This is a genomic window from Streptomyces sp. NPDC006294 (genome assembly GCF_042870895.1).
Taxonomy (GTDB): Bacteria; Actinomycetota; Actinomycetes; order Streptomycetales; family Streptomycetaceae; genus Streptomyces.
In genome coordinates this window covers 172324-195755 of sequence record NZ_JBIAHV010000006.1, presented here as the reverse complement: position 1 = coordinate 195755, position 23432 = coordinate 172324, and the positions used below count along the sequence as shown (strand labels likewise).

The 23432-nt window shown below is 73.7% G+C and carries 22 protein-coding genes and 1 pseudogene; 6 read left to right on the top strand and 17 right to left on the bottom strand.

The features are described 5' to 3' along the window. Positions 1-2: 2 nt before the first annotated feature. A complete protein-coding gene (locus tag ACFYOP_RS12570; protein ID WP_356896113.1) occupies positions 3-794 on the bottom strand; it encodes an HAD-IA family hydrolase in 792 nt (263 codons plus the stop codon). Positions 795-1045: 251 nt separating this feature from the next. Further along, positions 1046-1348 (bottom strand): dsRBD fold-containing protein, encoded by a 303-nt coding sequence (locus ACFYOP_RS12565; RefSeq protein WP_356896111.1) that lies wholly within the window; start codon positions 1346-1348, stop codon positions 1046-1048. Between the two features lie 160 nt (positions 1349-1508). Here ACFYOP_RS12565 and ACFYOP_RS12560 point away from each other — a divergent pair, with 160 nt between their 5' ends. Then, positions 1509-2381: a universal stress protein gene (locus ACFYOP_RS12560; RefSeq protein ID WP_356896261.1), complete on the top strand. Its 873-nt coding sequence runs from the start codon at positions 1509-1511 to the stop codon at positions 2379-2381. A 67-nt stretch (positions 2382-2448) separates the two neighbouring features. Here the strand turns inward: ACFYOP_RS12560 and ACFYOP_RS12555 are convergent, their stop codons facing one another. The 11 genes from ACFYOP_RS12555 to ACFYOP_RS12505 all read right to left on the bottom strand — a co-directional run bounded on the left by ACFYOP_RS12555 (position 2449) and on the right by ACFYOP_RS12505 (position 15503). Further along, entirely contained in the window at positions 2449-3144 is a 696-nt protein-coding gene (locus ACFYOP_RS12555) for a hypothetical protein (RefSeq protein WP_356896109.1), read from the bottom strand. Positions 3145-3265: 121 nt separating this feature from the next. Further along, positions 3266-5122 (bottom strand): SpoIIE family protein phosphatase, encoded by a 1857-nt coding sequence (locus ACFYOP_RS12550; protein ID WP_356896107.1) that lies wholly within the window; start codon positions 5120-5122, stop codon positions 3266-3268. Positions 5123-5285: 163 nt separating this feature from the next. Continuing rightward, positions 5286-6983 (bottom strand): phosphoenolpyruvate--protein phosphotransferase, encoded by a 1698-nt coding sequence (gene ptsP / locus ACFYOP_RS12545; RefSeq protein WP_356896105.1) that lies wholly within the window; start codon positions 6981-6983, stop codon positions 5286-5288. Then, the gene (locus ACFYOP_RS12540) at positions 6980-7258 is read right to left on the bottom strand and encodes an HPr family phosphocarrier protein (protein WP_356896103.1); all 279 of its coding nucleotides are present in this window, start codon (positions 7256-7258) and stop codon (positions 6980-6982) included. Before ACFYOP_RS12540 ends, ptsP begins: the two co-directional genes overlap by 4 nt. A 138-nt stretch (positions 7259-7396) precedes the next feature. Then, positions 7397-9391 (bottom strand): fructose-specific PTS transporter subunit EIIC, encoded by a 1995-nt coding sequence (locus ACFYOP_RS12535; RefSeq protein ID WP_356896101.1) that lies wholly within the window; start codon positions 9389-9391, stop codon positions 7397-7399. Between the two features lie 112 nt (positions 9392-9503). After that, positions 9504-10448 carry a 1-phosphofructokinase gene (gene pfkB / locus ACFYOP_RS12530; protein WP_356896099.1) on the bottom strand — a complete coding sequence of 315 codons (945 nt, stop codon included), beginning with the start codon at positions 10446-10448 and terminating at the stop codon, positions 9504-9506. After that, entirely contained in the window at positions 10445-11206 is a 762-nt protein-coding gene (locus tag ACFYOP_RS12525) for a DeoR/GlpR family DNA-binding transcription regulator (RefSeq protein ID WP_356896097.1), read from the bottom strand. The genes pfkB and ACFYOP_RS12525 overlap by 4 nt, the downstream gene beginning before the upstream one ends. A 128-nt stretch (positions 11207-11334) precedes the next feature. Further along, the gene (locus ACFYOP_RS12520) at positions 11335-11547 is read right to left on the bottom strand and encodes a hypothetical protein (RefSeq protein WP_356896095.1); all 213 of its coding nucleotides are present in this window, start codon (positions 11545-11547) and stop codon (positions 11335-11337) included. Between the two features lie 150 nt (positions 11548-11697). Further along, positions 11698-12510, bottom strand: coding sequence for an SDR family NAD(P)-dependent oxidoreductase (locus ACFYOP_RS12515; RefSeq protein WP_356896093.1), 813 nt, complete (start codon positions 12508-12510; stop codon positions 11698-11700). A gap of 15 nt (positions 12511-12525) precedes the next feature. After that, complete coding sequence (locus tag ACFYOP_RS12510) at positions 12526-13017, bottom strand: hypothetical protein (RefSeq protein ID WP_356896091.1); 492 nt, start codon at positions 13015-13017, stop codon at positions 12526-12528. Beyond that, positions 13014-15503: a nitrate reductase gene (locus ACFYOP_RS12505; protein ID WP_356896089.1), complete on the bottom strand. Its 2490-nt coding sequence runs from the start codon at positions 15501-15503 to the stop codon at positions 13014-13016. The genes ACFYOP_RS12510 and ACFYOP_RS12505 overlap by 4 nt, the downstream gene beginning before the upstream one ends. A gap of 239 nt (positions 15504-15742) precedes the next feature. Here ACFYOP_RS12505 and ctaD point away from each other — a divergent pair, with 239 nt between their 5' ends. From ctaD to ACFYOP_RS12480, 5 genes are all read left to right on the top strand, one after another. Further along, entirely contained in the window at positions 15743-17503 is a 1761-nt protein-coding gene (gene ctaD / locus ACFYOP_RS12500) for a cytochrome c oxidase subunit I (RefSeq protein ID WP_356896087.1), read from the top strand. Continuing rightward, positions 17500-17862: a hypothetical protein gene (locus ACFYOP_RS12495; protein WP_356896085.1), complete on the top strand. Its 363-nt coding sequence runs from the start codon at positions 17500-17502 to the stop codon at positions 17860-17862. The genes ctaD and ACFYOP_RS12495 overlap by 4 nt, the downstream gene beginning before the upstream one ends. A gap of 52 nt (positions 17863-17914) precedes the next feature. After that, positions 17915-18796, top strand: coding sequence for an oxygenase MpaB family protein (locus tag ACFYOP_RS12490; RefSeq protein ID WP_356896083.1), 882 nt, complete (start codon positions 17915-17917; stop codon positions 18794-18796). A gap of 141 nt (positions 18797-18937) precedes the next feature. Beyond that, positions 18938-19762 (top strand): PP2C family protein-serine/threonine phosphatase, encoded by an 825-nt coding sequence (locus ACFYOP_RS12485; protein WP_356896081.1) that lies wholly within the window; start codon positions 18938-18940, stop codon positions 19760-19762. A 77-nt stretch (positions 19763-19839) separates the two neighbouring features. Next, positions 19840-20823 carry an MASE1 domain-containing protein gene (locus tag ACFYOP_RS12480; protein ID WP_356896079.1) on the top strand — a complete coding sequence of 328 codons (984 nt, stop codon included), beginning with the start codon at positions 19840-19842 and terminating at the stop codon, positions 20821-20823. On the opposite strand, the gene ACFYOP_RS12475 is transcribed toward ACFYOP_RS12480, so the two are convergent. From ACFYOP_RS12475 to ACFYOP_RS12460, 4 genes and pseudogenes are all read right to left on the bottom strand, one after another. Then, the gene (locus tag ACFYOP_RS12475) at positions 20817-21338 is read right to left on the bottom strand and encodes a transglycosylase SLT domain-containing protein (protein ID WP_356896077.1); all 522 of its coding nucleotides are present in this window, start codon (positions 21336-21338) and stop codon (positions 20817-20819) included. The two genes, ACFYOP_RS12480 and ACFYOP_RS12475, sit on opposite strands and share 7 nt — an antisense overlap. A gap of 333 nt (positions 21339-21671) precedes the next feature. After that, positions 21672-22292 carry an L-threonylcarbamoyladenylate synthase gene (locus tag ACFYOP_RS12470; RefSeq protein WP_356896075.1) on the bottom strand — a complete coding sequence of 207 codons (621 nt, stop codon included), beginning with the start codon at positions 22290-22292 and terminating at the stop codon, positions 21672-21674. A 19-nt stretch (positions 22293-22311) separates the two neighbouring features. Next, positions 22312-22478: pseudogene (locus ACFYOP_RS12465) on the bottom strand (acetyl-CoA C-acetyltransferase); the annotation flags it as partial. A 42-nt stretch (positions 22479-22520) separates the two neighbouring features. Then, on the bottom strand, positions 22521-23219 hold the full coding sequence (locus ACFYOP_RS12460) for a TetR/AcrR family transcriptional regulator (RefSeq protein ID WP_356896073.1): 699 nt from the start codon (positions 23217-23219) through the stop codon (positions 22521-22523). Positions 23220-23432: the final 213 nt, after the last annotated feature.

Below are 23432 nucleotides of genomic sequence, written 5' to 3'. Positions count from 1 at the left end.
CCTCAGTCCTCGGTGTCGCTTGCGGCGGGTGGGGAGTCGGGGCCGTCCGGCAGCAGTTCGGCGAGGTCCCGGACGACGAGGTCGGCGCCGTGCTCGAGCAGGGCGGTGCCCGTGCCGGGACCCGCCGTGCGGTCGACGCCGATCACCAGGGCGAAGCCGCCGCGTCTGCCCGCCTCGACGCCGGCCAGGGCGTCCTCGACGACCGCCGCGCGGTCCGCGGTGACGCCGAGCCGGCGGGCGGCCTCCAGGAACAGCGCGGGCTCCGGCTTGCCGGGGAGCCCCAGCCGGGCGGCCTCCGTGCCGTCGACCAGCGCGTCCAGCCAGGGCAGTACCCCGGCGACGGTGAGCAGCTCCCGCGCGTGGCGGGAGGCGGACACGGCCGCCAGCGGGACGGAACGCTCCCGCAGCAGCTTCAGCAGCCGCACGGTCCCCGGATACGGCTCGATCCCGCGCTCGCGCAGCCGCGCGGTGAACAGCTCCTCCTTGTACGCCGCGACGGCCCCGACGGTGTCCGTGCCCGGCGCGTCGTCGGGGCTGCCCGGCGGCAGCCGCAGACCGCGCGAGGCGAGGAACGCGGCGGCGCCGTCCTGGCGGGACCGGCCGTCGACATGGCGGAGGTAGTCGTCCTGGATGTCGAACGGGCGGCGGGCGGCCGGGTCGTCGGGCGGATGGGCGCGCAGACAGGCGTCGAAGGCCGTTTTCCACGCGGCGGCGTGGACCCGCGCGGAGTCGGTGATGACGCCGTCGGTGTCGAGGACGACGGCGTCGACACCGCGCCAGCCGGCCGGGCTCACCGGTGCGGGTCGGGGTCGCCGCCGTGGTCCGGCGGTGCGGGGCCAACGCTCGCGGTCATGTCGGTCCTCCCTCGTCGGCGGTCGTCCCCGGCCGGAGGTGCGCGCCGGCCGGGGCGGCGGCGTGCGACCGGCGCGGCGCCGCGGGCGGTGAAGCCCGGCGGTCGGCGCCGGGCGATCCGGACACGCGATCAGGATGGCCACGTACCCCGCACTCTGCCCGCCGAAGCGCCGGGAGGGCCCGCGGGCCGGAGTCAGGGGGTCCTGTACGGCATGACCGACCCGGGGGCGGGCGGCTCGGCGGGGCCCGCGCCCATCGCTTCGAGTTCGCGGTCGCGGTCGGCGGTCCGCATCAGCTTCTGGGCGAGACTGCGCATCGCCCGCCCGGCGGCAAGGTCGTCACCGATCTCGGGGACGTCCACGTCCGCGGGGCTGCAGTGCGCGGTCCCGTGCCCGGTGAGGGTCGTGGTGCCGGTGTCCAGCACCGCCCTGGCCTTCGTCGTACCGTCCTCCTCCGAGAGGAACAGTCCGACCTTCCACTCCTGCGTTCTTTGCATGGCGTGCTCTCCCGCCCTGTCGGAGGTGCTGATTCCAGGATCCGCCCTGCCCGGTGTGTCCGGCACCATGAAGAAGGCAGCGCCGGTGACCGGCTCGTCCGAGACCCGGCCCGGCGGCATCCGGCAGCATCAGACGGCGCAGCACCAGGGAGGCATTCCGATGGGTCGCGCGATCGTGGCAGGGGTGGACGGTTCGGCGGAGAGCCTGGCCGCGGCGGACTGGGCCGGCGCGGAGGCGGAGCGGCGCGGGCTGCCGCTGTGCCTGGTGCACGCCTGGCTCTGGCAGCCGATCGACGTGCCCCTGGTGCAGGACCGGGAGACGCAGGCGCGCACGGCAGAGGCCGTGCTGCGGGACGCGGCGACGAGGGTGAGCGGGCGCCGTCCGGACCTGTCCGTGACGCCGCAGATCGTGGCGGACACTCCGGTGCCCGCGCTCCTCCGCGCCGCTGCCGAGGCCGAGATGCTGGTGCTCGGCTCACGCGGCCACGGCGCCCTCGTCGGATTCCTGCTCGGCTCCTACGGGCAGCAGGTGATCGCCGCCGCGACCCGTCCGGTGGTCGCGGTCCGCGCGCCCGCGCAGGACGAGCCGGACGACGGCACCGGGCAGGTGGTGGTGGGCCAGCAGGGCAGCGCGGACGAGAGCCGGGAGGTCCTCGGCTTCGCCTTCACGGCGGCGGCCGCCAGGGGCGCGACCGTCCGGGCCGTACGGGCCTGGAGCCTGCCGCCCGCGTACGCCTACGGCTCGGGGGCGCTGCGGCTCGCCGACGAGGCCGGCGGCCTGGAGCCGTACGAGAAGCAGGTGCTGGCCGAGGCTCTGGAGCCGTGGCGGCGGCGGTTCCCCGACGTGCCGGTGGTCGAGCACGTGGAGATCGGCAGCGCCGGACAGGTGCTGCTGTCGGCGTCGCCCGCCGCCGAACTGCTGGTGGTGGGGCGGCGGGTGCGCCGCTCTCCCGTCGGCACGCGCATCGGCTCCGTCGCGCACGCGGCGCTCCACCACGCGCCGTGTCCGGTCGCGGTCGTCCCGCACGACTGACGGGTGGACCGGGCTCGCGGCCTGTCCGCCCCGGCCCGCGCCTCGAACGCCGGCCGGCGGGCGAGCGTCAGGGCAGGCCGCACTCCGCGTCCACGTCCGCGGGCGGCGGCCCCGGCGGACAGGTGCCGGCGGGGGCCGGGGCGGCGGTCGGCGGTCGGCGGTCGGCGGTCGGCGGCGGAGCGTCGGGCGTTGCGGAGCCGCTGGGTGTTCCCGGGGTGGTGGGTGCCGCGGAACGGGAGGGCGCCGGCTCGGTGGTGGTGGGGCCGGGGGTGTTGGCAACCGTGGGCTCGCCGGTGCCGGACGGCTCCGAGTGCGGGGCCGTGGCGGACGGGGCCGGGAGCGGGGCTGCCGTGCCGCCCGGCGCGGTGGGCTCCGCCGGGTGCAGGGCAGGCGCCGGGGACGCGGCCGACGGAGCGGCCACGGGTAGTTGGACCGGCCGGCTCGCGGGGCCGGGCGGGCGTGTCCGTGCGGGGTCCGGTGCCGGGCGGGGAGCGGCCGGCGGGACCCTCGCCGCGGGAGTCGCGGATGCGCTCAGGAAGGGACGTGTCTCGACGCCTTCGGCCACGTCCGCGCCGCCGAGGTTCGGCAGCCAGGGCGCGCTGGCGTCGCCTCCCGCCATGAGGGCGACGAGCGCGACCGCGTAGCCCGAGCACACGACGGCGAGCAGCCCGCCGAGGCGGCGGAACGTCCTGCCGCGGCGCCCGGTCGCGTCCACGAACACGGGTGAGTGGGGCGTCGGATCGCTCAGCTGTGACAGTGCCATGGCGCGCCCCACCCCCACAGCGCCGGCCGCTCCCGGCGTCTGCGATCCGATCACTCACCCGGAAGGATGAATTTAGCGGAGTTGGACATAATCCGCCCGTCTGCGAGGGCTTTGCCGCGTATCAGGCGCTTTCCGATGACCCGCCGTCGACCGACGTGTCCCGCACCGGGCTGTCCTCCACCTGCGATCCAGGGGCGGCGCGGTCGGCGGCGGCCGGGTTGTGCACCCGCAGCGGCGGGGGCGGGTCGCCGTCCTTGCCCTCGCCCCACGCCGGGATGCGCAGGGCGAGCATGGCGACGTCGTCGCCGCTGGGGCTGATGCGGGCGAGCAGTTCGTCGCAGAAGTCCTCCACCCCACGGCCGGCGAGGGCGGCCGCATGGCGCCGCAGTTGGGCGAGGCCCACATCGATCGAGCGGTGCCGGCTCTCGACGAGGCCGTCGGTGTAGAGCAGCAGCGTGGAACACGCGGGCAGCGGCTCACGGGCGTCCGGCCAGCCGAGGCCCAGATGCAGGACCGAGTCCATGCCGAGCAGGGGGCCGCGCCCCTGCTCGAGGAAGCGGGCGTGCCCGTCGGACGTCACCAGCAGCGGCGGCGGGTGGCCGGCGTTGACCCAGTGCAGCTCCCACGGGCCGCCCTTCGGCCCCTCGATCCGGGCGAACACGGCGGTGGCCATGGGCGCGTCACTGGTGTTGGTCATGGCCTCGTCGAGGCGGCGCATGATGAGGCTCGGCGGTTCCTGGCGGTCCCAGGCCAGGGCGCGGAGCATGTTGCGCACCTCGGCCATGTGGGCCGCGGCCTGCAGGTCGTGGCCCACGACGTCGCCGATGACCATCGTGGTGACGCCGTCGGCCAGGAGGAACGAGTCGTACCAGTCGCCGCCGACCTCCGCGGCGCTCTGGGCGGGCTGGTAGCGGGCGGCCATCTGCAGATGGTCGACCTGGGGCAGCGGGGTGAGCAGCTGACGCTGCATGGTCTCCGCCACATGCCGTTGCCGGTCGAACAGCCGGGCGTTGTCCAGCACCAGCCCGGCGCGGCGGCCGATGTCGGCCAGCACGAGGATCTCGGCCTCCGTCCACGGCCGGCGTTCCCCGGTGCGGCCGACGGTGAGCGCGCCGAAGACCTGGCGGCGGGTGCTCAGCGGCACGACGACGGCCGAGTGCCCGCCGAGCCGGTCGAAGAGCTCCCGGTGCGCGGGCGCGAGCGGCGGCTCCCCGGCACGGGGCGGGTCACCGGCGTCGAGCCGCAGCGGCCGGCTCCCCCGCATCACCCGCACCAGTGCCGACGACGACGGGGTCCGGGTCAGCGGCGGCAGCGGGCCGAGCAGCTCGTCCGCCGCGCCCGCCTCACCTCTGGTCCGTACGGCGATCCGCTCCATGTCCTGCGCCTGGTCCTGGTGGCACAGGTCGACGGCCGCCCAGTCGGCCAGGTCCGGCACCAGCAGGCGGACCATCCGGTGCAGCATCTTGGGGACGTCCATGGTGGAGCTGAGCACCGCGGAGATCTCGGCGACCATGGTCAGCCGCTCGGTGAGCTCCTCCAGTGCCGCGAGGTGCGTCGCCCGCTGCTCGGCGGCCTCCCGGTGCAGGCTGAAGTCGTGGAAGACGATCACCGCGCCGTCCACCCGCCCGTGCCGCGTCAAGGGGGTCGCGGCCCAGATGATCGGGACGGTGGTGCCGTCGGCCCGGAGGTAGAACTCGTCGCTGCCCTCGGCCGGGCGCCCGGTGGTGATCACCGCGAGGACGCGGCACTCCTCCCGGGGGATCCGTCTGCCGTCGGCCTGGCGGTGCAGCAGGTCGTGCGCGTCCTGGCCGAGGATCTGTTCCTCGGTCCGTCCGACGAGTCGCCGGGCCCACGGGTTGGAGGCCGTCACCCGTCCGGTGATGTCGGTGACGAAGAGTCCGGCGCCCATGCTTTCGAACACAGCGCACAGGAGGTCCGGCTCCCGCTGCCGGTCAGCGGCGTTCAACGGCTCCACCATCCCTGTGGCCGCCCTCTGGTCCCGGTCCGCGACGGCGACGGCCCGTGCTCCACGGCCCTCTCGTCATGCTCGCACCGTTGGCCGTGGAGTGCTGCCCCGGACACAGCGGTGGGCGCGGCCCGTGCCCGGACGGGCCGCGCCGCCGGCGGCCTGGGTCACCAGGTCAGGCCGTCGCCGTCTCCCGTACGGCCTCCTGCACGGCCTCGTGGGCCGTCGCCGCGTCGGCGGCGGCGAGCGCGAGCCCGGCGAGCCGGCGGCAGTCGTCCAGGGTGTGCGACGCCAGCGACGCCCGGACGTCGGCGAGGCGGCCCGGCGCGGCCGACAGGCTGGTGACGCCCAGGCCGACGAGGACCAGGGCGAGCAGCGGGTCCGCGGCGGCCTCGCCGCACACCCCGACGGGCCTGCCCTGGTCGGCTCCCGCCTCCGCGGCCGTCCGCACGAGTTCGAGCAGCGCCGGCTGCCAGGGGTCGAGGAGTCCGGCCAGAGCGCCCAGGGTGCGGTCGGCGGCGAACGCGTACTGGGCCAGGTCGTTGGTCCCGATGCTGAGGAAGTCGCACTGCCGCGCGAGGTCCCCGGCGCGCAGTGCCGCGGCGGGCACCTCGACCATGGCGCCGGCGGTCCGCAGCCCGTGGGCCTTCGCCCGTTCGGCGAAGTCGGCGGCCTCTGCGGGCACCGAGACCATGGGCGCCATCACCCATACGTCGGTGTCGGCGCCCCGCGCCGCCGTGGCGATCGCGGCCAGCTGCGTCTCGAGGAGCTGCGGGTCCCGGCGCGCCGTCCGCAGGCCGCGGACACCGAGCGCGGGGTTCTGCTCGTCGGCCGCGGTGGCGAACGGCAGCGGCTTGTCGGCCCCGGCGTCCAGGGTCCTCACGACGACCCGGCGGCCGGCGAAGGCGGCGAACACCTCGCGGTAGGCGGCCGTCTGCTCCTCGCCGGTGGGGGCCTGCTCGCGGTCGAGGTAGAGGAACTCCGTACGGAACAGTCCGACGCCCTCGCTGTCGGCCGCCGCGGCGGCGGGCAGTTCCTGCGGCGCGCCCAGGTTGACGAGCAGCTTGACCGGATGGCCGTCGGCCGTGCGCCCGGGGCCGGCGGCCCGGGCCGAGAGGCGGCGCCGGTGCTCGTCGCGTGCGGCGGCCGCCGCGACGGTGTCCGGGTCCGGGTCGGGGACGACCGTACCGGTGGTGCCGTCGACGAGGACCGGTGTGCCGTCCGTGAGCGCGGCGGCGTCGGCGCAGCCGACGACCGCGGGCAGGCCGAGGATCTTCGCCAGAATCGCGGTGTGGCTGGTGGGTCCGCCGCGCTCGGTGACCAGGGCGAGCACCTTGGCCGGGTCGAGGAGGGCGGTGTCGGCGGGCGCGAGGTCGTCGGCGACGAGGACGTACGGCCCGCCGGGGTCGGGCAGGCCGGGCATCGGGAGTCCGAGGACACGGGCCACGGCGCGGTCGCGCAGGTCGTCGAGGTCGGCGACGCGTTCGGCGAAGTAGCCGCCCGCCGCCTCGAGGGACGAGCGGAAGGTGCGGAATGCCCCGTCCAGCGCGTGGGCCGCGTCGACCCCGCCGAGGACGAGGTCCGCGACCTGGTCCGCGAGGGTCGGGTCGGCGGCCATCATGGCCTGCGCGGACAGGACTGCGCCCGCGTCGCCGCCGGCGGCGGCCGCCCGCTCCTCCAGATCGGCGGCGACCCAGGACAGCGCGCCGCGCGCCGCCGCGGCCTCCGCGGGGGCGTCGGCCGGCGCCACCGTGTGCGCCGGCGGCATGGCGGACGGGGGCGCCATGCGGGCGACGGGCCCGGCGGCGCTGCCGCCCCCGGTGCCGATGCCGTGCAGCACGGGGGTGCCGATGGTGGTGGTGCCGGTCGTCACCGCTGCTCCTGTGCGTCGAGGTCGGCCGCGGCCAGCGTGGCCAGTTCCTCGAGGGCGGCCTCGGCGCCGTCGCCCTCGGCGGACAGCACCAGCGGGTCGCCGTGCTTGGCGCCGAGCGCGAGCACGGACAGCAGGCTGCGGGCGTCGACCGGGGTTCCTCCGTCGCGGGCGACGGTCACCCGGACCGGCTGGCGGGCGGCGGCCTGGACGAAGACGGCGGCGGGCCGGGCGTGCAGTCCGGAACGGGAGCCGATGACGACAGTGCGCTGTGGCATGGGGATGACACTCCTACGGGGAGGGGGACGAGGCTGCCGGTGGGGTGGATGTCCGCCGTGGCCGGCACGGCGCCGGGCCGGTGGGCGGTACGTGACCGGGGTCCGGCCCGGGGACGCGCCCCGGGCCGGACCGGCCGGTCATGCGGCGGCGGGGACCTTGACGTCCGCGGCCGCGTCGGTGGGGGCGGGGGTGGTCGCGGCCGCGGTCTCGCGCTTGCGGTGGCTCTTGAGCAGGACCACGAGGGCGGCGGTGACCGCCGTGCCGGCCGCGACGGCGAGCAGGTAGAGCAGCGGCTGCCCGATGAGGGGGACGACGAAGACGCCGCCGTGCGGAGCGCGCAGCGTGGCGCCGAACGCCATGGACAGGCCGCCGGTGACGGCTCCGCCGGCCATCGCGGACGGGATCACCCGCAGCGGGTCCGCCGCGGCGAAGGGGATGGCGCCCTCGCTGATGAAGGAGGCGCCGAGGACCCAGGCGGCCTTTCCGTTGTCCCGCTCCGTCTTGGTGAACAGCTTCCCGCGGACGGTCGTCGCCAGGGCCATGCCCAGCGGCGGGACCATGCCCGCCGCCATGACGGCGGCCATGACCTTGAGGCTGCCTTCGGTGGGGGCCGCGAGGCCGCCGATGGCGAAGGCGTAGGCCACCTTGTTGACCGGGCCGCCGAGGTCGAAGCACATCATGAGACCGAGCAGGACGCCCAGCAGGACGGCATTGCCGCCGGACAGGCCGCTCAGCCAGTCGGTCATGGCCTTCTGGAGGGAGGCGATGGGCTTGCCGACGACGACGAACATCAGGAATCCGACGACGGCGGAGGAGATCAGCGGGATCACCACCACCGGCATGACACCGCGCAGCGCGGCGGGGACGCGTACGCGCTGGATGGCCTTCACCACGGCGCCCGCGATGAGGCCGGCCGCAAGTCCGCCGAGGAAGCCCGCCTCGATGGTGACCGCGAGCGCGCCGCCGACGAACCCCGGTACGAGGCCCGGCCGGTCGGCCATGCCGTAGGCGATGTATCCGGCGAGTACGGGGACCAGGAAGCCGAACGCGGCGCCGCCGATCTGGAACATCAGCGCGGCCCAGCTCGTGGCCTCCCCCCACACGAAGTGTTCGGCGACCGACGGGGCGCTGTTGATCTCGTAGCCGCCGATGGCGAAGGCGAGGGCGATGAGCAGCCCGCCCGCGGCGACGAACGGCACCATGTAACTGACGCCGGTCATCAGCCACTTGCGCAGCCGCGTGCCGAAGTGGTCGCCCGGGGCGCCGGTGTCCATGGGCGCCGGGCCGGCCGCCGCGACGGTGGTCTCGCCGCGTTCTGCCTTGCCGCGTACGTCGGCGATGAGTTCGGCGGACCGGCTGATCGCGGCCTTGACCCCGACGTCGACGGTGGGCTTGCCGGCGAACCGGTCCTTCTCCCTGACCTCGACGTCGTGGGCGAGGATCACACCGTCGGCGGCGGCGATGACAGCGGGGTCGAGGCGGGTGAATCCGGCGGAGCCCTGTGTCTCGACGACGAGTTCGACGCCCGCCGCCTCGCCGGCCTTCTGCAGGGACTCGGCGGCCATGTAGGTGTGCGCGATCCCGGTGGGGCAGGAGGTGACGGCCACGATCCGGAGGGGCGCGGCGGGGGCCGCAGGAGTGGCCCCCGGGGCCTCGGCGGCCTCGGGGCCGCCCGCGGCCTCGGCGGGAGCCTCGTCCCCGCGGACGAGGGCCGCGACGGCCGCCGGGTCGCGCTCGGCGCGGAGCGCGGCGGTGAACTCCGGGTCCATGAGCCGCCGGGCCAGCGACGACAGGATCGTCAGATGGTCGTCGTCGGCGCCGGCCGGCGCGGCTATCAGGAAGATCAGGTCGGCCGGTCCGTCGGGGGCGCCGAAGTCGATGCCCGGGGCGCTGCGGCCGAAGGCGAGCGTCGGGGCGGTGACGTGCTCGCTGCGGCAGTGCGGAATGCCGATGCCGCCGTCGAGCCCGGTGGGCATCTGCGCCTCGCGTGCCGCCACGTCGGCGAGGAAGCCGTCGATGTCGGTGACACGTCCGGCGGCGACCATCCGTTCGGCGAGGGACCGCGCGGCGGCTTGCTTGGTCTCGGCGGACAGGTCGACGTCGACCAGTCCTGCGGTGATCAACTCACTCATCACGCGGCTCCTTGCTCGCGAACCGCCGCGGGGGCGGTGGTGGGACGTGGTGGTGCGGCACCCGTCGGGCCCTGGTCGGTCCGGGCCGGGCCGGGCCCGGGGAGGGCGGTCATCACGCCGGCCCCCCGAGGACGTGGTCGAGGGGGACGGACTCGGTGACCGTCACCGCCGCCGGGTCCAGGTCGGCCGGTGACGGCATGACGCTGCCCGGCAGCTGGACGGCGGCGGTGCCGTGGGCGACGGCGGCGGCGAGGGCGGCGGGGCCGCTGCCGCCGGCGGTGAGGAAGCCGGCGAGGGAGGCGTCTCCGGCGCCGACGTTGCTGCGGACCGCCGCGGCGGGCGCGTGTCCGAACCAGGTGCCGGTGTCGTCGACGAGCAGCTGGCCGTCGGCTCCCAGACTGGCCAGGACCGCCCGGGCTCCCCGCTCGCGCAGCTCCTCCGCCGCCTTGACGGCGTCGCCGACGGTGGCGAGGGGACGGCCGACGGCTTCGGCGAGCTCCTCCGCGTTGGGCTTGACCACGTCGGGCCGCTCCCGCAGCGCGGCGGTCAGGGCGGCGCCCGAGGTGTCGAGGGCGACCCGGGCGCCGGCCCGGTGCAGGCGCGCCACCAGCTCGGCGTACCACTCGGGGCGCAGCCCGCGCGGCAGGCTGCCGCAGCAGGCGATCCAGTCCGCGTCGGCGGAGCGGGTCCGTACGGCCTCCAGCAGCGCCTCGGCCTCCGCGGCGGCGAGGTCGGGGCCGGCCGCGTTGACCTTCGTGAGGGTGCCGTCGGGTTCGACGAGTGTGATGTTGACGCGGGTGGAGCCGGCCACGGGGACGCCGGCGGCCTCGATGCCGTGCTCACCGAGCAGGCGGTCGAGAAGCGCGCCCTCGGGGCCGCCGAGCGGCACCACGGCCACGGTGCGGTGGCCGGCGGCGGCGACCGCGCGGGAGACGTTGACGCCCTTGCCGCCGGGGTCGACGCGGTCCCGGGCGGCGCGCAGCACGGCTCCGCGGTCCAGTGACGGCAGCTCGTAGGTGCGGTCCAGACTCGGGTTCGGGGTGATGGTGAGGATCATGCGCGGACGACCTCCGTGCCCTGCGCCTCGATGGCGCGGGCGTCGTCGGGCGCGAGGCCCGTGTCGGTGATCAGCAGGTCCACGTCCGCGAGGTCGCCGAAGCGGGCGAAGTGCTGCTGCCCGAACTTGGCGGAGTCGGCCAGCAGCACGACCCTGCGGGCGGCGCCGACGACGGCCCGCTTGACCGCGGCCTCCGCCAGGTCGGGCGTGGTCAGGCCGCCGTCGAGGGAGAACCCGTTGGTGGCGAGGAAGACGACGTCGGCCTTGATCTCCGCGTACGCGCGCAGCGCCCACGCGTCGACGGCGGCACGGGTGCGGTGCCGCACCCGCCCTCCGACGAGGTGGAGGGCGATGCCCGGGTGGTCGGCGAGCCGGGCGGCGACGGGCAGCGCATGGGTGACGACGGTCAGCGCCGAGTCCACCGGGAGGCCCGCGGCCAGCCGGGCGGCCGTCGTGCCGGCGTCCAGGATGACGCTGCCGTCGCCGGGGAGCTCGGCGAGTGCGGCGCGCGCGATGCGCTCCTTCTCGTCGGCCGCGACGGCGTCGCGCTCGGCGAGGTCGGGCTCGAAGTCCAGGTGTCCGACCGGAATGGCGCCGCCGTGCACCCGCCGCACCAGCCCCGCGCGGTCGAGGGCCTTGAGGTCGCGCCGCACGGTTTCCGCGGTGACCTGGAACTCCTCGGCGAGGGACAGCACATCCACCCGACCGCTGTCGCGGGCCAGGCGCATGATCTCCTGCTGACGCTCCGCTGCGAACATGTGGTTTTACATCCGTTTCCATGACCGAGTCTGTGGTTTTCACGAATGCTACGCCCGCTTCATCGAGAAGTAAACAGATCCGGGCAGGCAAACGGGCAGAAACAAACCGGCCCGCTTCGGCACCCGCGTCACCACTTCTCCTCGCCGCCCGGGTCCTTCGCCAGCAGCGGCGACCGCGACAGCACGACGCAGCCGGCGACCAGCAGGCCGAGCGCCACCACCTCGAACGGTGTCCGTCGGCCCAGCTGCACCCGCTCGTCGAAGAGCACCACCCCCAGCACCACGCTCAGCGGCGCGTCGCCCAGGGTGAGCGCCGGCTGCGACGCGGCCGGCTCGGGCAACTTCGGCCCCGCCGGCGATTGAGGCGCGGGGCTCGGGGCAGCGCCCCGACAGGACCGGCCACACCCAGCCCCGCCGGCGATAGGGCGCGGGGGTCCGGGGGCGGAGCCCCGGGACACCGCGGGGGCGCGGTGCCGGGCCGCGCCCCCCGCTCAGCCGAAGCGTTCGGCGAGGCGCCGGAACACCACCGGCACCGCCCCGTGGATCCGCGCCGGCAGCCACAGCCACCGCGGGATGAAGATCTCCTCCGCGCGACTCCGCACCACCGCCCGCCAGACCGCGTCCGCCACCCGCCCGGCCGGGACCGGCTTCGGGCGGGTCCGGCGACAAGGAGCGCCGCGGCGCTCGAAGAAGGGCGTGTCGACGACGCCCGGCAGCACCAGGCAGATCCCCACGCCGGTGCCCCGCAGCTCGTAGCGCAGGCTCTCGGCGAAGACGCCCAGCGCCGCCTTGGCCGCCGAGTACACCGCTTCGTCCGCGACGCCCACGGCTCCGGCGAGGGAGCCCATCAGCACGATCCGCCCTCTCCCCCGGGCGATCATCCGCGGCAGCAGCCCGCGCACCAGGTGCACCACGGACGCCAGGTCGACGGCGAGCACCTCGTCGATCGCCGCGGGCGGTATGGCGGTGAAGGGCCCGGCCCAGCCGACGCCCGCCGCCGCGACCAGGACGTCCACCTGTCCGGCGGAGTCGAGGGCCGTACGGGCGAGGTGCGCGCCCCCGCCGGGGTCGGCGAGGTCTGCCGGGAGCGCGGCGCCGCCGGTACGGCTCGCCACTTCGTCGAGGCGCGCCTTGTCGCGTCCGTGGAGCAGCAGACGCCAGCCCGGCGCGGCGGCGAAACGGTCGGCGACGGCCGCGCCGATCCCTGAGGAGGCGCCGGTGATCAGCACCACCGGGGCTTCCGGTCTTCTCGTCGGTTCCTCGGGCGTGGCGGGTGGGGCGAGCACCCCGGGCGTCACAGGCATCGCGGGCCCCTCGGATCACAGGCTGGTCAGAAGCTGCGGCGAAATGTTCTTGATCATGGTGTTGGTCCACCGCATCTGCCGGAGCGTCTGCGGATGGCACGCGGAGGCGAGCTCCAGCAGCCGGGTGTCCTTGGATGCCTGTGCGGCCTGGGCGAGCATCTCCCAGTAGAGGGAGTTCTCGGACGCGTCCAGATGCAGGTCGCGCAGGTCGCGCAGGAGCAGCAGGCCGGGCTCGGGGCGGTGCCCGACGGCCTGCGCCGCCTTCTGCCGCACCATCGTCAGCAGCGCCTGCGGCGGCTTCGCCCGGGGCTCGTCGAGTTCGAGACCGTATGCGCGGCCGGTGTCGGCCAGCCGCTCGACGTGGTCCCGTGACCAGCCGGCGATGTCCTTGGCGACGTGGTGGACCTCGTGCTCGGTGCGGTGGCGGTCGGCGACCGCGAGGAGTTCTCCGGCGAGGTGCCGTTCACCGTGGTGGAGGACCCGCAGGGCGAGGGTGATGCCGTTCATCGTGAGCCGCCTTCCCGCGAGGCCGGGTCCTCGTCCGTCGTCTGGTGTACGCGGGCGTCCGGCCCGCCTTCCGTCGCCGGTACGCCGGAGCCGGGTCCGGGCTCGGAGGCGGTGGTGGTGGGGGCCGGGGAGGCCTTTCCGTCGGCCTTCTCGACGAGGGTGAGCGCGACGGCGGAGGTCTTGAACAGCGGCTGCTTGGAGGCCGGGTCCCAGTCGGTGACGGTCGTCTCGTTGGCGGCACGCCCGGGTGTCCCGGGGCCGGGCCCGGAGCCGCCGGGCGTGTCCCAGTAGCCGTAGTGGAAGGGCACGAACAGCGTGCCCTTCCGCAGACCGGTGACGCGCAGCCGGCCCCGCAGGGAGCCGCGCGGCGAGGAGACCTCGACGAGGTCGCCCTCCGCGAGGTCCCGCGCGGCGGCGTCGGCCTCGGAGATCTCCACCCACACGTCGGGCGCCGCCGCGTTCAGCTGTGGTACACGGCCGGTCTTGGTGCGGGTGTGGAAGTGGTAGACGGTGCGCCCGGTCGTCAGCTGGAAGGGGTGGTCCGTGCTCGGAGCCTCGTGCAGCGGCATGAATCCGGCCGCCTTGAGCATCGCCTTGCCGTCCGGATTGAGGGAGCGGTACTCGACGACGCTGCTGGACGCGCCGGTCACCAGGTCCTTGCCGTAGTTCTCGCACGTGTCGGGGTGGGCCCAGCTGATGCCGTCGGTGTAGAGGCGCGGTGTGCCGTCCGGGGCTTCGTCGTTGCAGGGCCACTGGATGCCGCTCGCTCCGCGCAGCCGGCCGTAGGTGAGGCCCGTGTAGTCGCACGGCCGGCCGGCGCTGCAGCGCTTCCACGCCTCGAACGCCGACTCGGGGTCGGTCCAGTGGACCAGCGGTCCCCCGTCCTTGTCGCGGAAGTCCATGCGGGTGGCGTAGTCCAGGAAGATGTCCAGGTCCGGCCGTGCCTCGCCCGGCGGCTCCACGGCCTTGTCGGACAGGTGGACCGTACGGTCCGCGTTGGTGAACGTACCGGTCTTCTCGCCCCAGGTCGCCGCGGGCAGCACGACGTCCGCGAGCTGCGCCGTCTCGGTGAGGAACAGGTCCTGCACCACGGTGAACAGCCGCTGCTGGGACAGGATCGAGCGGATGCGGGACAGTTCGGGGAGGGAGACGGCCGGGTTGGTGCCGCTGATCCACAGCATGCGGATCGAGCCCTGTTCCGCGTAGCGGAACATCTGCATGGCGTGGGTGGGCGGCGCGTAGTGCGGGATCGTGGTGGGTTCGACGTTCCACACCTTCGCGAGGTCGGCCACGTGCCGGTCGTTCTCCCAGTTGCGGAAGCCCGGCAGGTCGCCGTTGGCGCCGCATTCGCGGGTGTTCTGGGCGGTGGGCTGACCGTTCATCTGGAGCAGGCCGGCGCCCGGCCGTCCGAGCATGCCGCGGATGAGATGCAGGTTGTTGATCTGGACGGCGGCGGCGGTGGCCTGGTGGGACTGGTAGATGCCCTGGAGCACCGTGGAGAGCAGCCGGTCGGCGGTGCCGACGACCTCCGCCGCCTCGACGATCTGCCGGGCGGGGACGTCGCAGATGGCGGACGCCCACTCCGCGGTGCAGTCCTTGACCCGGTCGGCCAGTTCCTCGAAGCCGACGGTGTGCGCCTCGATGTACGCGTGGTCGACCCGGTCGTGACGGATCGTCTCGTGCAGCAGGGCGTTGAGCAGGGCCACGTTCGTGCCGACGCGCGGGGCCAGGTGGACCGTCGCGCTGCGGGCCACCCGCGTGGGCCGCGGGTCGACGCACACCAGCCGCGGCGGGTCGGCGCCCTCCAGCCGGTCGAGGATGCGCATCCACTGCACGGGCTGCGTCTCCGCGAGGTTGTGGCCGAAGAGGGCGATGACGTCGGCGTGGTCGATGTCGTCGTAGGTGCCGGGCTGGCCGTCGCAGCCGAAGGACTCCTTGAGCGCCTCCGCGGCGGTGGAGGTGCACAGGCGGGTGTTGCCGTCCAGGTGGTTGGTGCCGATGCCGGCCCGGGCGAGCACCGCGAGCGTGTAGTACTCCTCCAGGAACAGCTGGCCCGAGGTGTAGAAACCGATGGAGCCGGGGCCCTGTCCGCCGAGGAGTTCGCGGGAGCGGGAGACGACCCGGCCCATCGCGGTGTCCCAGTCGGTCTCCACCAGCCGCCCGCCCTCACGGACCAGGGGCCTGGTCAGCCGGTCGGGCGAGGCGCCTGCCTGCCAGGCGAACAGGTCCTTGGGCCCGAGCCTGCCGCGATTGACCCGGTCGATCGCCCGGCCGCGTACGCCGACCATGCGGCCGCCTCGTACGGCGACGTCCATGGCGTCCCCGTCCGAGTGAAGAATCGAGGCGGTCTGGACCCACCGTTCCACGTCGTCCACCGACACCCCGTCACCCAGGTGGGTGTCCACCCGCGTCGGCCACTGCCCGTGCCGTGCGTAGGGGGTACGACCTCCCCAGGGCTGGGCGATCCGGTCCACCGAAGCATCCACCTCGTACCTCCCGTGTCAGGTCGCCGGCACACGGCGCACCGACCGCACAGAGGTACCCGGCATCGGGAACTCGTAACGCCGGACCCGGCGAAGTCCGTCACCCGGACGGCGGATGTCGTGGACCGCCGGTAAGGCCCCACACATATACATTGCACCGGTATAGGTCATAGGGGTCGCCGCCTGTGGGTGCATCTGCGCCTGAAGCAGAGCAGAAGGCACCCGAACGTACGGGAGTTCGTGTGGCATCTGAGTCAGGTCCTCGCCTCGACGTGCAGTCGGAGGACGCATACGAGAACGAGCTGCCGGTGCAGCGCAGGCGGCCCGGCAATGTCGTGATCAAGTGGCTGACGACCACCGACCACAAGACGATCGGCACGCTGTACCTCACCACCTCGTTCGGCTTCTTCATCGTCGGCGGTGTGATGGCGCTGTTCATGCGCGCCGAGCTGGCCCGGCCGGGCACGCAGATCATGTCGAACGAGCAGTTCAACCAGGCGTTCACGATGCACGGCACGATCATGCTGCTGATGTTCGCGACGCCGCTGTTCGCCGGATTCGCGAACTGGATCATGCCGCTGCAGATCGGCGCGCCCGACGTGGCGTTCCCGCGGCTGAACATGTTCGCGTACTGGCTGTACCTGTTCGGCTCGCTGATCGCGGTGGCCGGCTTCCTCACTCCACAGGGCGCCGCCGACTTCGGCTGGTTCGCCTACTCCCCGCTGAACGACGCCGCCCACACACCGGGGGTCGGCGCCGACATGTGGATCATGGGTCTGGCCTTCTCCGGCTTCGGCACGATCCTCGGCTCGGTCAACTTCATCACCACGATCATCTGCATGCGCGCTCCCGGCATGACGATGTTCCGGATGCCGATCTTCACCTGGAACGTCCTGCTGACCGGCGTGCTGGTCCTGCTGGCCTTCCCGGTCCTGGCGGCCGCGCTGTTCGTCCTGGAGGCGGACCGCAAGTTCGGCGCGCACGTCTTCGATCCCGCCAACGGCGGGGCGATCCTGTGGCAGCACCTCTTCTGGTTCTTCGGCCACCCCGAGGTCTACATCATCGCGCTGCCGTTCTTCGGCATCGTCACCGAGATCCTGCCGGTCTTCTCCCGCAAGCCCATCTTCGGTTACATCGGCCTGGTCGGTGCGACGATCGCGATCGCCGGTCTGTCCGTGACGGTGTGGGCGCACCACATGTTCGTCACGGGAGCGGTGCTGCTGCCGTTCTTCTCCTTCATGACGTTCCTCATCGCCGTGCCGACGGGCGTGAAGTTCTTCAACTGGATCGGCACGATGTGGAAGGGCTCCCTGTCCTTCGAGACGCCGATGCTCTGGTCCATCGGCTTCCTCGTGACGTTCCTGTTCGGCGGTCTGACCGGCATCATCCTGGCCTCGCCGCCGCTGGACTTCCATGTGTCTGACTCGTACTTCGTCGTCGCGCACTTCCACTACGTCGTCTTCGGCACCGTGGTGTTCGCGATGTTCGCCGGGTTCCACTTCTGGTGGCCGAAGTTCACCGGCAAGATGCTGGACGAGCGGCTGGGCAAGATCACCTTCTGGACGCTGTTCATCGGCTTCCACGGCACGTTCCTGGTGCAGCACTGGCTCGGCGCGGAAGGAATGCCGCGGCGGTACGCGGACTACCTCTCCGCCGACGGCTTCACCGCGCTGAACACCATCTCCACCATCAGCTCCTTCGTGCTCGGTCTGTCGATGCTGCCGTTCGTCTACAACGTCTGGAAGACGGCGAAGTACGGCAGGAAGCTCCTGATCGACGACCCGTGGGGCTACGGCCGCTCGCTCGAGTGGGCCACCTCCTGCCCGCCGCCGCGGCACAACTTCACGACGCTGCCGCGCATCCGCAGCGAGTCCCCGTCGTTCGACCTGCATCATCCGGCCATCGCCACCCTCGACGAGGTCACGGACGCGGGACGGCGCGACGTCTACGAGCCGGGGCAGGGAGTAGCCCCACCGCTCGGCGAGGACAAGGACGGCAGGTGAGGGGCCGGGTGCGGCAGCCGGAGGCGGAGGTCGCGGCGGGGATCGCCAAGCTGGAGGGCTATCTCCTCGCGCAGAGCCGGGTGCGGGAGGCGGAGCGGGAGGCCGAGGAGTTCGCCGGCCGGATGCCGTGGCTGACGGGCGCGCAGCGCGAGGAGGTCGTCCGCATCTACACCGAGGACCGCATCGCGCTGTCACGGCGTGTCCTCAAGGCCCTGGTCTCGCGGGCGAACGAGCTGCGGGCGGAGTACACCGCACGCTACGAGGAGCTCCGGCGCCGGCTGCTGTGCGCGAGCGTCGCGGCGCTGCTCGGCTCGATCGCCCTGTGCGTGCTCGCGGGGCTGCTGGCCGCCCACCGCTGACGCCGGGACCGGGGCGGCGGGGGTTCGCCGCGACGGGCGCGATACTTGAGGAATGAACAGCTCGGCGCACCGGATCCCGAATGTGCGGCGGCAGCTGGGCAGCAGGCTCTTCGCCCGTGTCGCAGGCCCCTCGGGACCGGAGAACCGTGCCCGTATCCATGGCACCCCGGGCCCACGCTGGTTCGGGCCCGAGCGGCCGATCCGCACCGTGCACGGCGACGCCTCCATGTTCATCGGCGGGCTGAGCGCCCTGCTGCTGCAGTCCCTCCATCCGCTGGCGATGGCCGCCGTCGCGGCGCACTCCGGCTACCGGGGCGACCCGTGGGGGCGGCTCCAGCGCACCAGCACGTTCCTGGCGGTGACGACGTACGGCACGGCGGACGACGCCCGGGACGCGGTGGAGACGGTGCGCGCCGTGCACGCGCGTGTGGCGGGCACGACGGAGTCGGGAGAGCCGTACCGCGCCGCTGACCCGCATCTGCTGGGCTGGGTGCATGTCGCGGAGGTCCACAGCTTCCTGTCCGCGCATCAGCGCTACGGAAGGCATCCGCTGGACCCGGCGGGCTGCGACGGGTACGTGGCCGACACGGCACGGGTCGCCGAGGCCCTCGGGGCGGCCGATCCGCCGCGCGACCGGGCCGGGCTGGCGGAGCGGCTCGATGCCTACCGTCCCGAACTCCGCGCCTCGCGGGAGGCCCGGGAGGCCGCCCGCTTCATGCTCCGCCACCCGCCCCTGCCGTGGGCGGCCAGAGCGCCGTACGCGGTCCTGGCCGCGAACGCCGTCGCTCTGCTGCCGCCGTGGGCCAGGAAGCCGCTGGGGCTGCCGTACGCGCCGGGGGTCGAGCGGCGCTGCGTGCAGCCGACCGGGACGGCGCTGACCGGTGCGATCCGGTGGGCCATGGTGCCCCCTCCCCCGCCCTCCGGACAGCCCTGACGGCGGCCCTCTGTCAGCCCGGGCAGGGCCTGTCCGGCGGAAATAGAATGGACGCGGGCTGCAGGGCCCATCCGGGCCGGTCCGCCGTACGCCGCACGGGCATCGGGCCGGTCGACCTTCGGACGCGGTTCGGAGACGTCCATGAGCTGGCATCGCCCCGCACGATCGGCGACCGCGGAGGAGATGCTGGCCGCGCTCGGACGGCTCACCGACCGGGCGCGGCAGGGCGCCGAGCAGCACAAGGCCCGGGTCGAGCTGGCCGAGGCGCTGCAGCGTTCGATGCTGCCGGCCGAGCTGCCCACCGTGCCGGGCCTGCGCGTCGCCGCACGGTACGCCCCGGCCCGGAACGGTCTGGACATCGGCGGCGACTGGTACGACGCCTTCTTCCTGCCCGACGGCTCCCTGGCCCTGTCCATCGGTGACGTGCAGGGCCACGACGTGGAGGCCGCCGCGTTCATGGGGCAGGTCCGTATCGGGCTGCGCGCCGTCTCGATGGCCACCGCCGACCCGGGCGAGGTGCTGCGCCGCGCCAACGAGCTGCTGCTCTCCGTCGATCACGGGCTCTTCGCGACATGCAGCTTTCTGCGCTACGACCCGGCGCTGCGCGAGCTGCGGAGCGCCCGCGCCGGACATGTGCCGGCCGTGTGGGCGACCGCCGGCGGGGAGGGCGGGGTCGTCGAGGACGAGGCGGGCGTACCGCTCGGCATCCTGCCCGGCGAGGTGTATCCGGTCGCGACCCGGCAGCTGTCCACGGGCGGCGCGTTCGTCCTGCTGACGGACGGTGTCGTGGAGGGGCCGTCGTATCCGATCGAGGCGGGGCTGGCGGCGGTGACCGACGTGGTCCGGTGCGCGGCCCGTGACGGCACGGCGGCACAGGAGCTGGCGGCGCGGGTGATGGGCACGGCTGCGCTGACCGATCACACCGACGACGCGGCGGTTCTCGTCCTGCTCCAGGACGCCGCGTAGCCGCCGGGGAAGTTTCGCGGCCACCGGCCGCGCGTGTCACACGGGCGGGGCGGCGGGGACGCTGTGTGATGACTTGCGTGGTCCGCAGCGAACGAGTCCGACGCCCTGCCGCAGCACTGCTGCGTGTCCTCGCCGTCGCAGGCGCCTACTGGGTGGGCGGCCGGATCGGCCTTCTCCAGCAGGTGGTCGTGGAGGGGGCGGTCGTCACACCGCTGTGGCCGCCCACGGGCATCTCCCTCGCCTGTCTGCTGTGGGCCGGGGCCGGGGTGTGGCCCGGGATCTCCCTCGGCGCGCTGCTCACCATCGCCACGATCGGCACCCTCGACCTCGGCGCGCTCGGCATCCTGGCCGGCAACACGCTCGCCCCGCTGTCCGCCTGTCTGATGCTGCGGCGGATCGGCTTCCACACCGGTCTCGACCGGCTCAGGGACGGGCTGGCACTGGTGTTCCTCGGCGCTCTGGCCGGGATGCTCGTGAGTGCGACGTTCGGCGCGGGGACCCTGGTGCTGAGCGGGTCGCTGTCGCTCGGCGAGTTCTGGGCGGTGTGGTCCGCGTGGTGGACCGGTGACGCGATGGGTGTTCTGGTGATCACGCCGCTGCTGCTGGTGCTGCGCCGCGCCCGGCTGCCACGCGACACCCGGGCGTGGTGGTGGACGGAGGCGGTGGCACTCTGCGTGACCTCGGTTGCCGTGACGCTGGTGGCCACGCGGGCCGACCTGTCACTGCTCTTTCTGGTGTTCCCGGTGCTGATCTGGGCGGCTCTGCGGTTCCAGCTGCCCGGCACCGCGCCGTGCGCGCTGCTGATCTCGGTGATGGCGATCTCGGCGGCGACCGGCGGCTCCGGCGTGTTCGGCGACCGGACCATGCTGGAGGTCATGGTGATCCTCCAGGCGCTCAACGGGTGCGCGGCGCTGACCGGGCTGCTGCTGGCGGCGATCGTCGCGGAGCAGATCGCCGTCCGCCGCAAGATCGAGCTGGCCTGCTCGGCGCTCGCCGAGGTCGTGGACCAGCTCGCGCCGGGCGAGACGACGCACCTGTGGCCGCCGGCGAGGGATCAGTAGGCGGAGTCGACGTTGTCGATGGAGCCGTACTTGTCGGCGGCGTAGTTCGCGGCCGCGGTGATGTTGGCGACCGGGTCGGTCAGGTCACGCGGGGTGCCCTCGACGTGGTAGGCGTCGAAGGTCGGCTGGATGACCTGGAGCAGCCCCTTGGACGGGGTGCCGTTCTGCGCGTTCACGTCCCAGTTGTTCTGGGCGTTCGGGTTGCCGCTGGACTCGCGCATGATGTTGCGGTGCAGGCCCTCGTAGCTGCCGGGGATGCCCTCGCCCTTCATGATCGCGAGCGCTTCCTTGATCCAGCCGTCGAGGTTGTCGGCGTAGACCTTCTTGACCTTCTTCGGCTTGTCGGCCTTCTTCTCCGCCGCGACTTCGGCCGCCGCGGGCGTCGCGGCGGGGGCGGCGTGAGCGGGAGAGGGGGCGAGGGTCAGCGCCACTGCCGCGGCGCCCGCGGTGGCCAGGCCGGTGAGGGAGAGCTTGCGGAGGCGAACGGTGCGGGCGGTGCGGGCGAAGGCGGTCATACGGGGGAACTCCCAGGGGGACGTCGGGGGGGGGCCGACCGGATGAGGTGCGGCGGCGGAGGGGGATGCCCCTCCTGACGTCAGCCATGGTTAAAGGCGGCGGGAGCACAGCGCAAGAATGTGACCTACTACCCGAATACCAAGAAATGCCCGAATGACTCCTTCATGGGCCCATTGTTCCGGTTCGACAGGGCGCCGGTGTCCACTACCGGGCTTAGGACGTGACGTGGCCCCTATGCCCGGTGTCACAGCGAAGGGCCCGCCGGGCGGCGTCGTCGCCCGGCGGGCCCGGGCGGTTTCCCTGCCCGGACCCGCCCCGCCGGCGCGCCGCTGTCACTCGAAGCGCGAGGTGTCGCCCGCTCCGCGGCGCACGATCTCCGGTTCGCTGCCGGAGAAGTCGATGACCGTGGTCGGCTCGGTGCCGCAGTCGCCGGAGTCGACCACGGCGTCCACCACGTGGTCGAGCCGTTCCTTGATCTCCCAGCCCTGGGTCATCGGCTCCTCCTCGTCCGGCATGAGCAGCGTGCTGGAGAGCAGCGGCTCGCCGAGTTCGGCGACCAGGGCCTGGGCGACGACGTGGTCGGGGATCCGGACGCCGACGGTCTTCTTCTTCGGGTGCAGCAGCTGGCGCGGCACCTCCTTCGTCGCGGGAAGGATGAAGGTGTAACTGCCGGGCGTCGTCGCCTTGATCGCCCGGAACACGTCGTTGTCGACCTGCACGAACTGCCCGAGCTGTGCGAAGTTCTGACACACCAGCGTGAAGTGGTGGCGTTCGTCGAGATTGCGGATCGACCGGATCCGGGTGATGCCGTCACGGCTGCCCAGCCGGCATCCCAGCGCGAAGCAGGAGTCCGTCGGATAGGCCACGAGCGCGCCGGCTCTGATGCTTTCGGCCACACTGCTGATGGTGCGTCGCTGGGGGTTCTCGGGGTGCACATCGAAGTACTTCGCCATCCGCAGAGTCTAGGGCGTACGGGGCGCGCCGGGCCCGTGAGACGGCGAGCCGGCAGGTGCGGGGGTCACCGGCCCGCGGGCCGAGCGTGGCGACACACCGGGGACGAGGTCCTCCACGGCGGGCAGGCCGCCGCCCCGCTCGCCGACCGGGGTGCGGACCGCTTCGACGATGTACGCCTCCGGCATGGCTTCGGTTCCTTCGCCGGGGCTCCGGCGTCCCGGTGGCTGCTACGTGTGCGCGCTCCCGAGGGCGATGCCGTCGAGGACCATGGACAGGTACTGCCGGGCGATCTCGTCGGGGCTGTGCAGACCGCCCGGCCGGTACCAGGACGCGGCGACCCACACGGTGTCGCGCACGAAGCGGTAGGTGAGCCGGACGTCCAGGTCGGCGCGGAAGACCCCGTCGGCGACCCCGCGCTCCAGGGTGCCCAGCCACGCCTTCTCGAACTTCTGCTGCGAGTCCGTGAGGTATCCGAACCGGGGCTGGGCCGCGAGGTACCGGGACTCCTTCTGGTAGATCGCCACGGCCGCGCGGTGGCGGTCGATCTCGCGGAAGGACTCCACGACGAGTGCCTCGATGGTCTCCCTCGGACCGAGGTCCGCGGCCAGCACGGTGTCGTAGCCGGCCCACAGTTCGTCGAGGAACGTGGAGAGGATCTCGTCGAGCATCGACTCCTTGGAGTCGAAGTGGTAGTAGAGGCTCCCCGCCAGCATTCCGGCCGCGTCGGCGATCTTGCGGACGGTGGTGGCGTTGTAGCCCTGCGCGGCGAAGACCTCCGCGGCGACGCCTAGCAGTTCACGACGGCGTTCGGGCGGGGCGCTCACGGTCTTCTTCCGGCCGGCGGCAGGCGTCGCCTTCTTGTCTGTCGGCGCGTCACTGACCGGCGCCTTCTTGTCGTCCGGCGCATTGCCGCCGGGCGCGTTCATGCGGGGCACATTACTTTTCGGCACGCTGCCATTGTCGTCCCCCGCCGATCGGGGGATGCCCCGGCCCGCCCACCGCCGCCCGGCGCACGAGGAGGCGGCTGGGGCACGGCGCCGTTCATCCACGCGCCTCCCTGGGCCGGCCGAGCATCCGCTCGGCCGGCTCCTCGGCGGGACCGGCGACAGGCCGGGGACTCGCACGGGCCCTCGACCCGG

What these genes read in the sequence shown, in the direction of transcription:
- ACFYOP_RS12565 (WP_356896111.1), bottom strand. Translation starts at nt 1,348, where the DNA reads ATGCAAAGAACGCAGGAGTGGAAGGTCGGACTGTTCCTCTCGGAGGAG.
- ACFYOP_RS12560 (WP_356896261.1), top strand. Translation starts at nt 1,509, where the DNA reads ATGGGTCGCGCGATCGTGGCAGGGGTGGACGGTTCGGCGGAGAGCCTG.
- ACFYOP_RS12555 (WP_356896109.1), bottom strand. Translation starts at nt 3,144, where the DNA reads ATGGCACTGTCACAGCTGAGCGATCCGACGCCCCACTCACCCGTGTTC.
- ACFYOP_RS12550 (WP_356896107.1), bottom strand. Translation starts at nt 5,122, where the DNA reads ATGGTGGAGCCGTTGAACGCCGCTGACCGGCAGCGGGAGCCGGACCTC.
- ACFYOP_RS12540 (WP_356896103.1), bottom strand. Translation starts at nt 7,258, where the DNA reads ATGCCACAGCGCACTGTCGTCATCGGCTCCCGTTCCGGACTGCACGCC.
- ACFYOP_RS12535 (WP_356896101.1), bottom strand. Translation starts at nt 9,391, where the DNA reads ATGAGTGAGTTGATCACCGCAGGACTGGTCGACGTCGACCTGTCCGCC.
- pfkB (WP_356896099.1), bottom strand. Translation starts at nt 10,448, where the DNA reads ATGATCCTCACCATCACCCCGAACCCGAGTCTGGACCGCACCTACGAG.
- ACFYOP_RS12525 (WP_356896097.1), bottom strand. Translation starts at nt 11,206, where the DNA reads ATGTTCGCAGCGGAGCGTCAGCAGGAGATCATGCGCCTGGCCCGCGAC.
- ACFYOP_RS12515 (WP_356896093.1), bottom strand. Translation starts at nt 12,510, where the DNA reads ATGCCTGTGACGCCCGGGGTGCTCGCCCCACCCGCCACGCCCGAGGAA.
- ACFYOP_RS12510 (WP_356896091.1), bottom strand. Translation starts at nt 13,017, where the DNA reads ATGAACGGCATCACCCTCGCCCTGCGGGTCCTCCACCACGGTGAACGG.
- ACFYOP_RS12490 (WP_356896083.1), top strand. Translation starts at nt 17,915, where the DNA reads ATGAACAGCTCGGCGCACCGGATCCCGAATGTGCGGCGGCAGCTGGGC.
- ACFYOP_RS12485 (WP_356896081.1), top strand. Translation starts at nt 18,938, where the DNA reads ATGAGCTGGCATCGCCCCGCACGATCGGCGACCGCGGAGGAGATGCTG.
- ACFYOP_RS12475 (WP_356896077.1), bottom strand. Translation starts at nt 21,338, where the DNA reads ATGACCGCCTTCGCCCGCACCGCCCGCACCGTTCGCCTCCGCAAGCTC.
- ACFYOP_RS12470 (WP_356896075.1), bottom strand. Translation starts at nt 22,292, where the DNA reads ATGGCGAAGTACTTCGATGTGCACCCCGAGAACCCCCAGCGACGCACC.
- ACFYOP_RS12460 (WP_356896073.1), bottom strand. Translation starts at nt 23,219, where the DNA reads ATGAACGCGCCCGGCGGCAATGCGCCGGACGACAAGAAGGCGCCGGTC.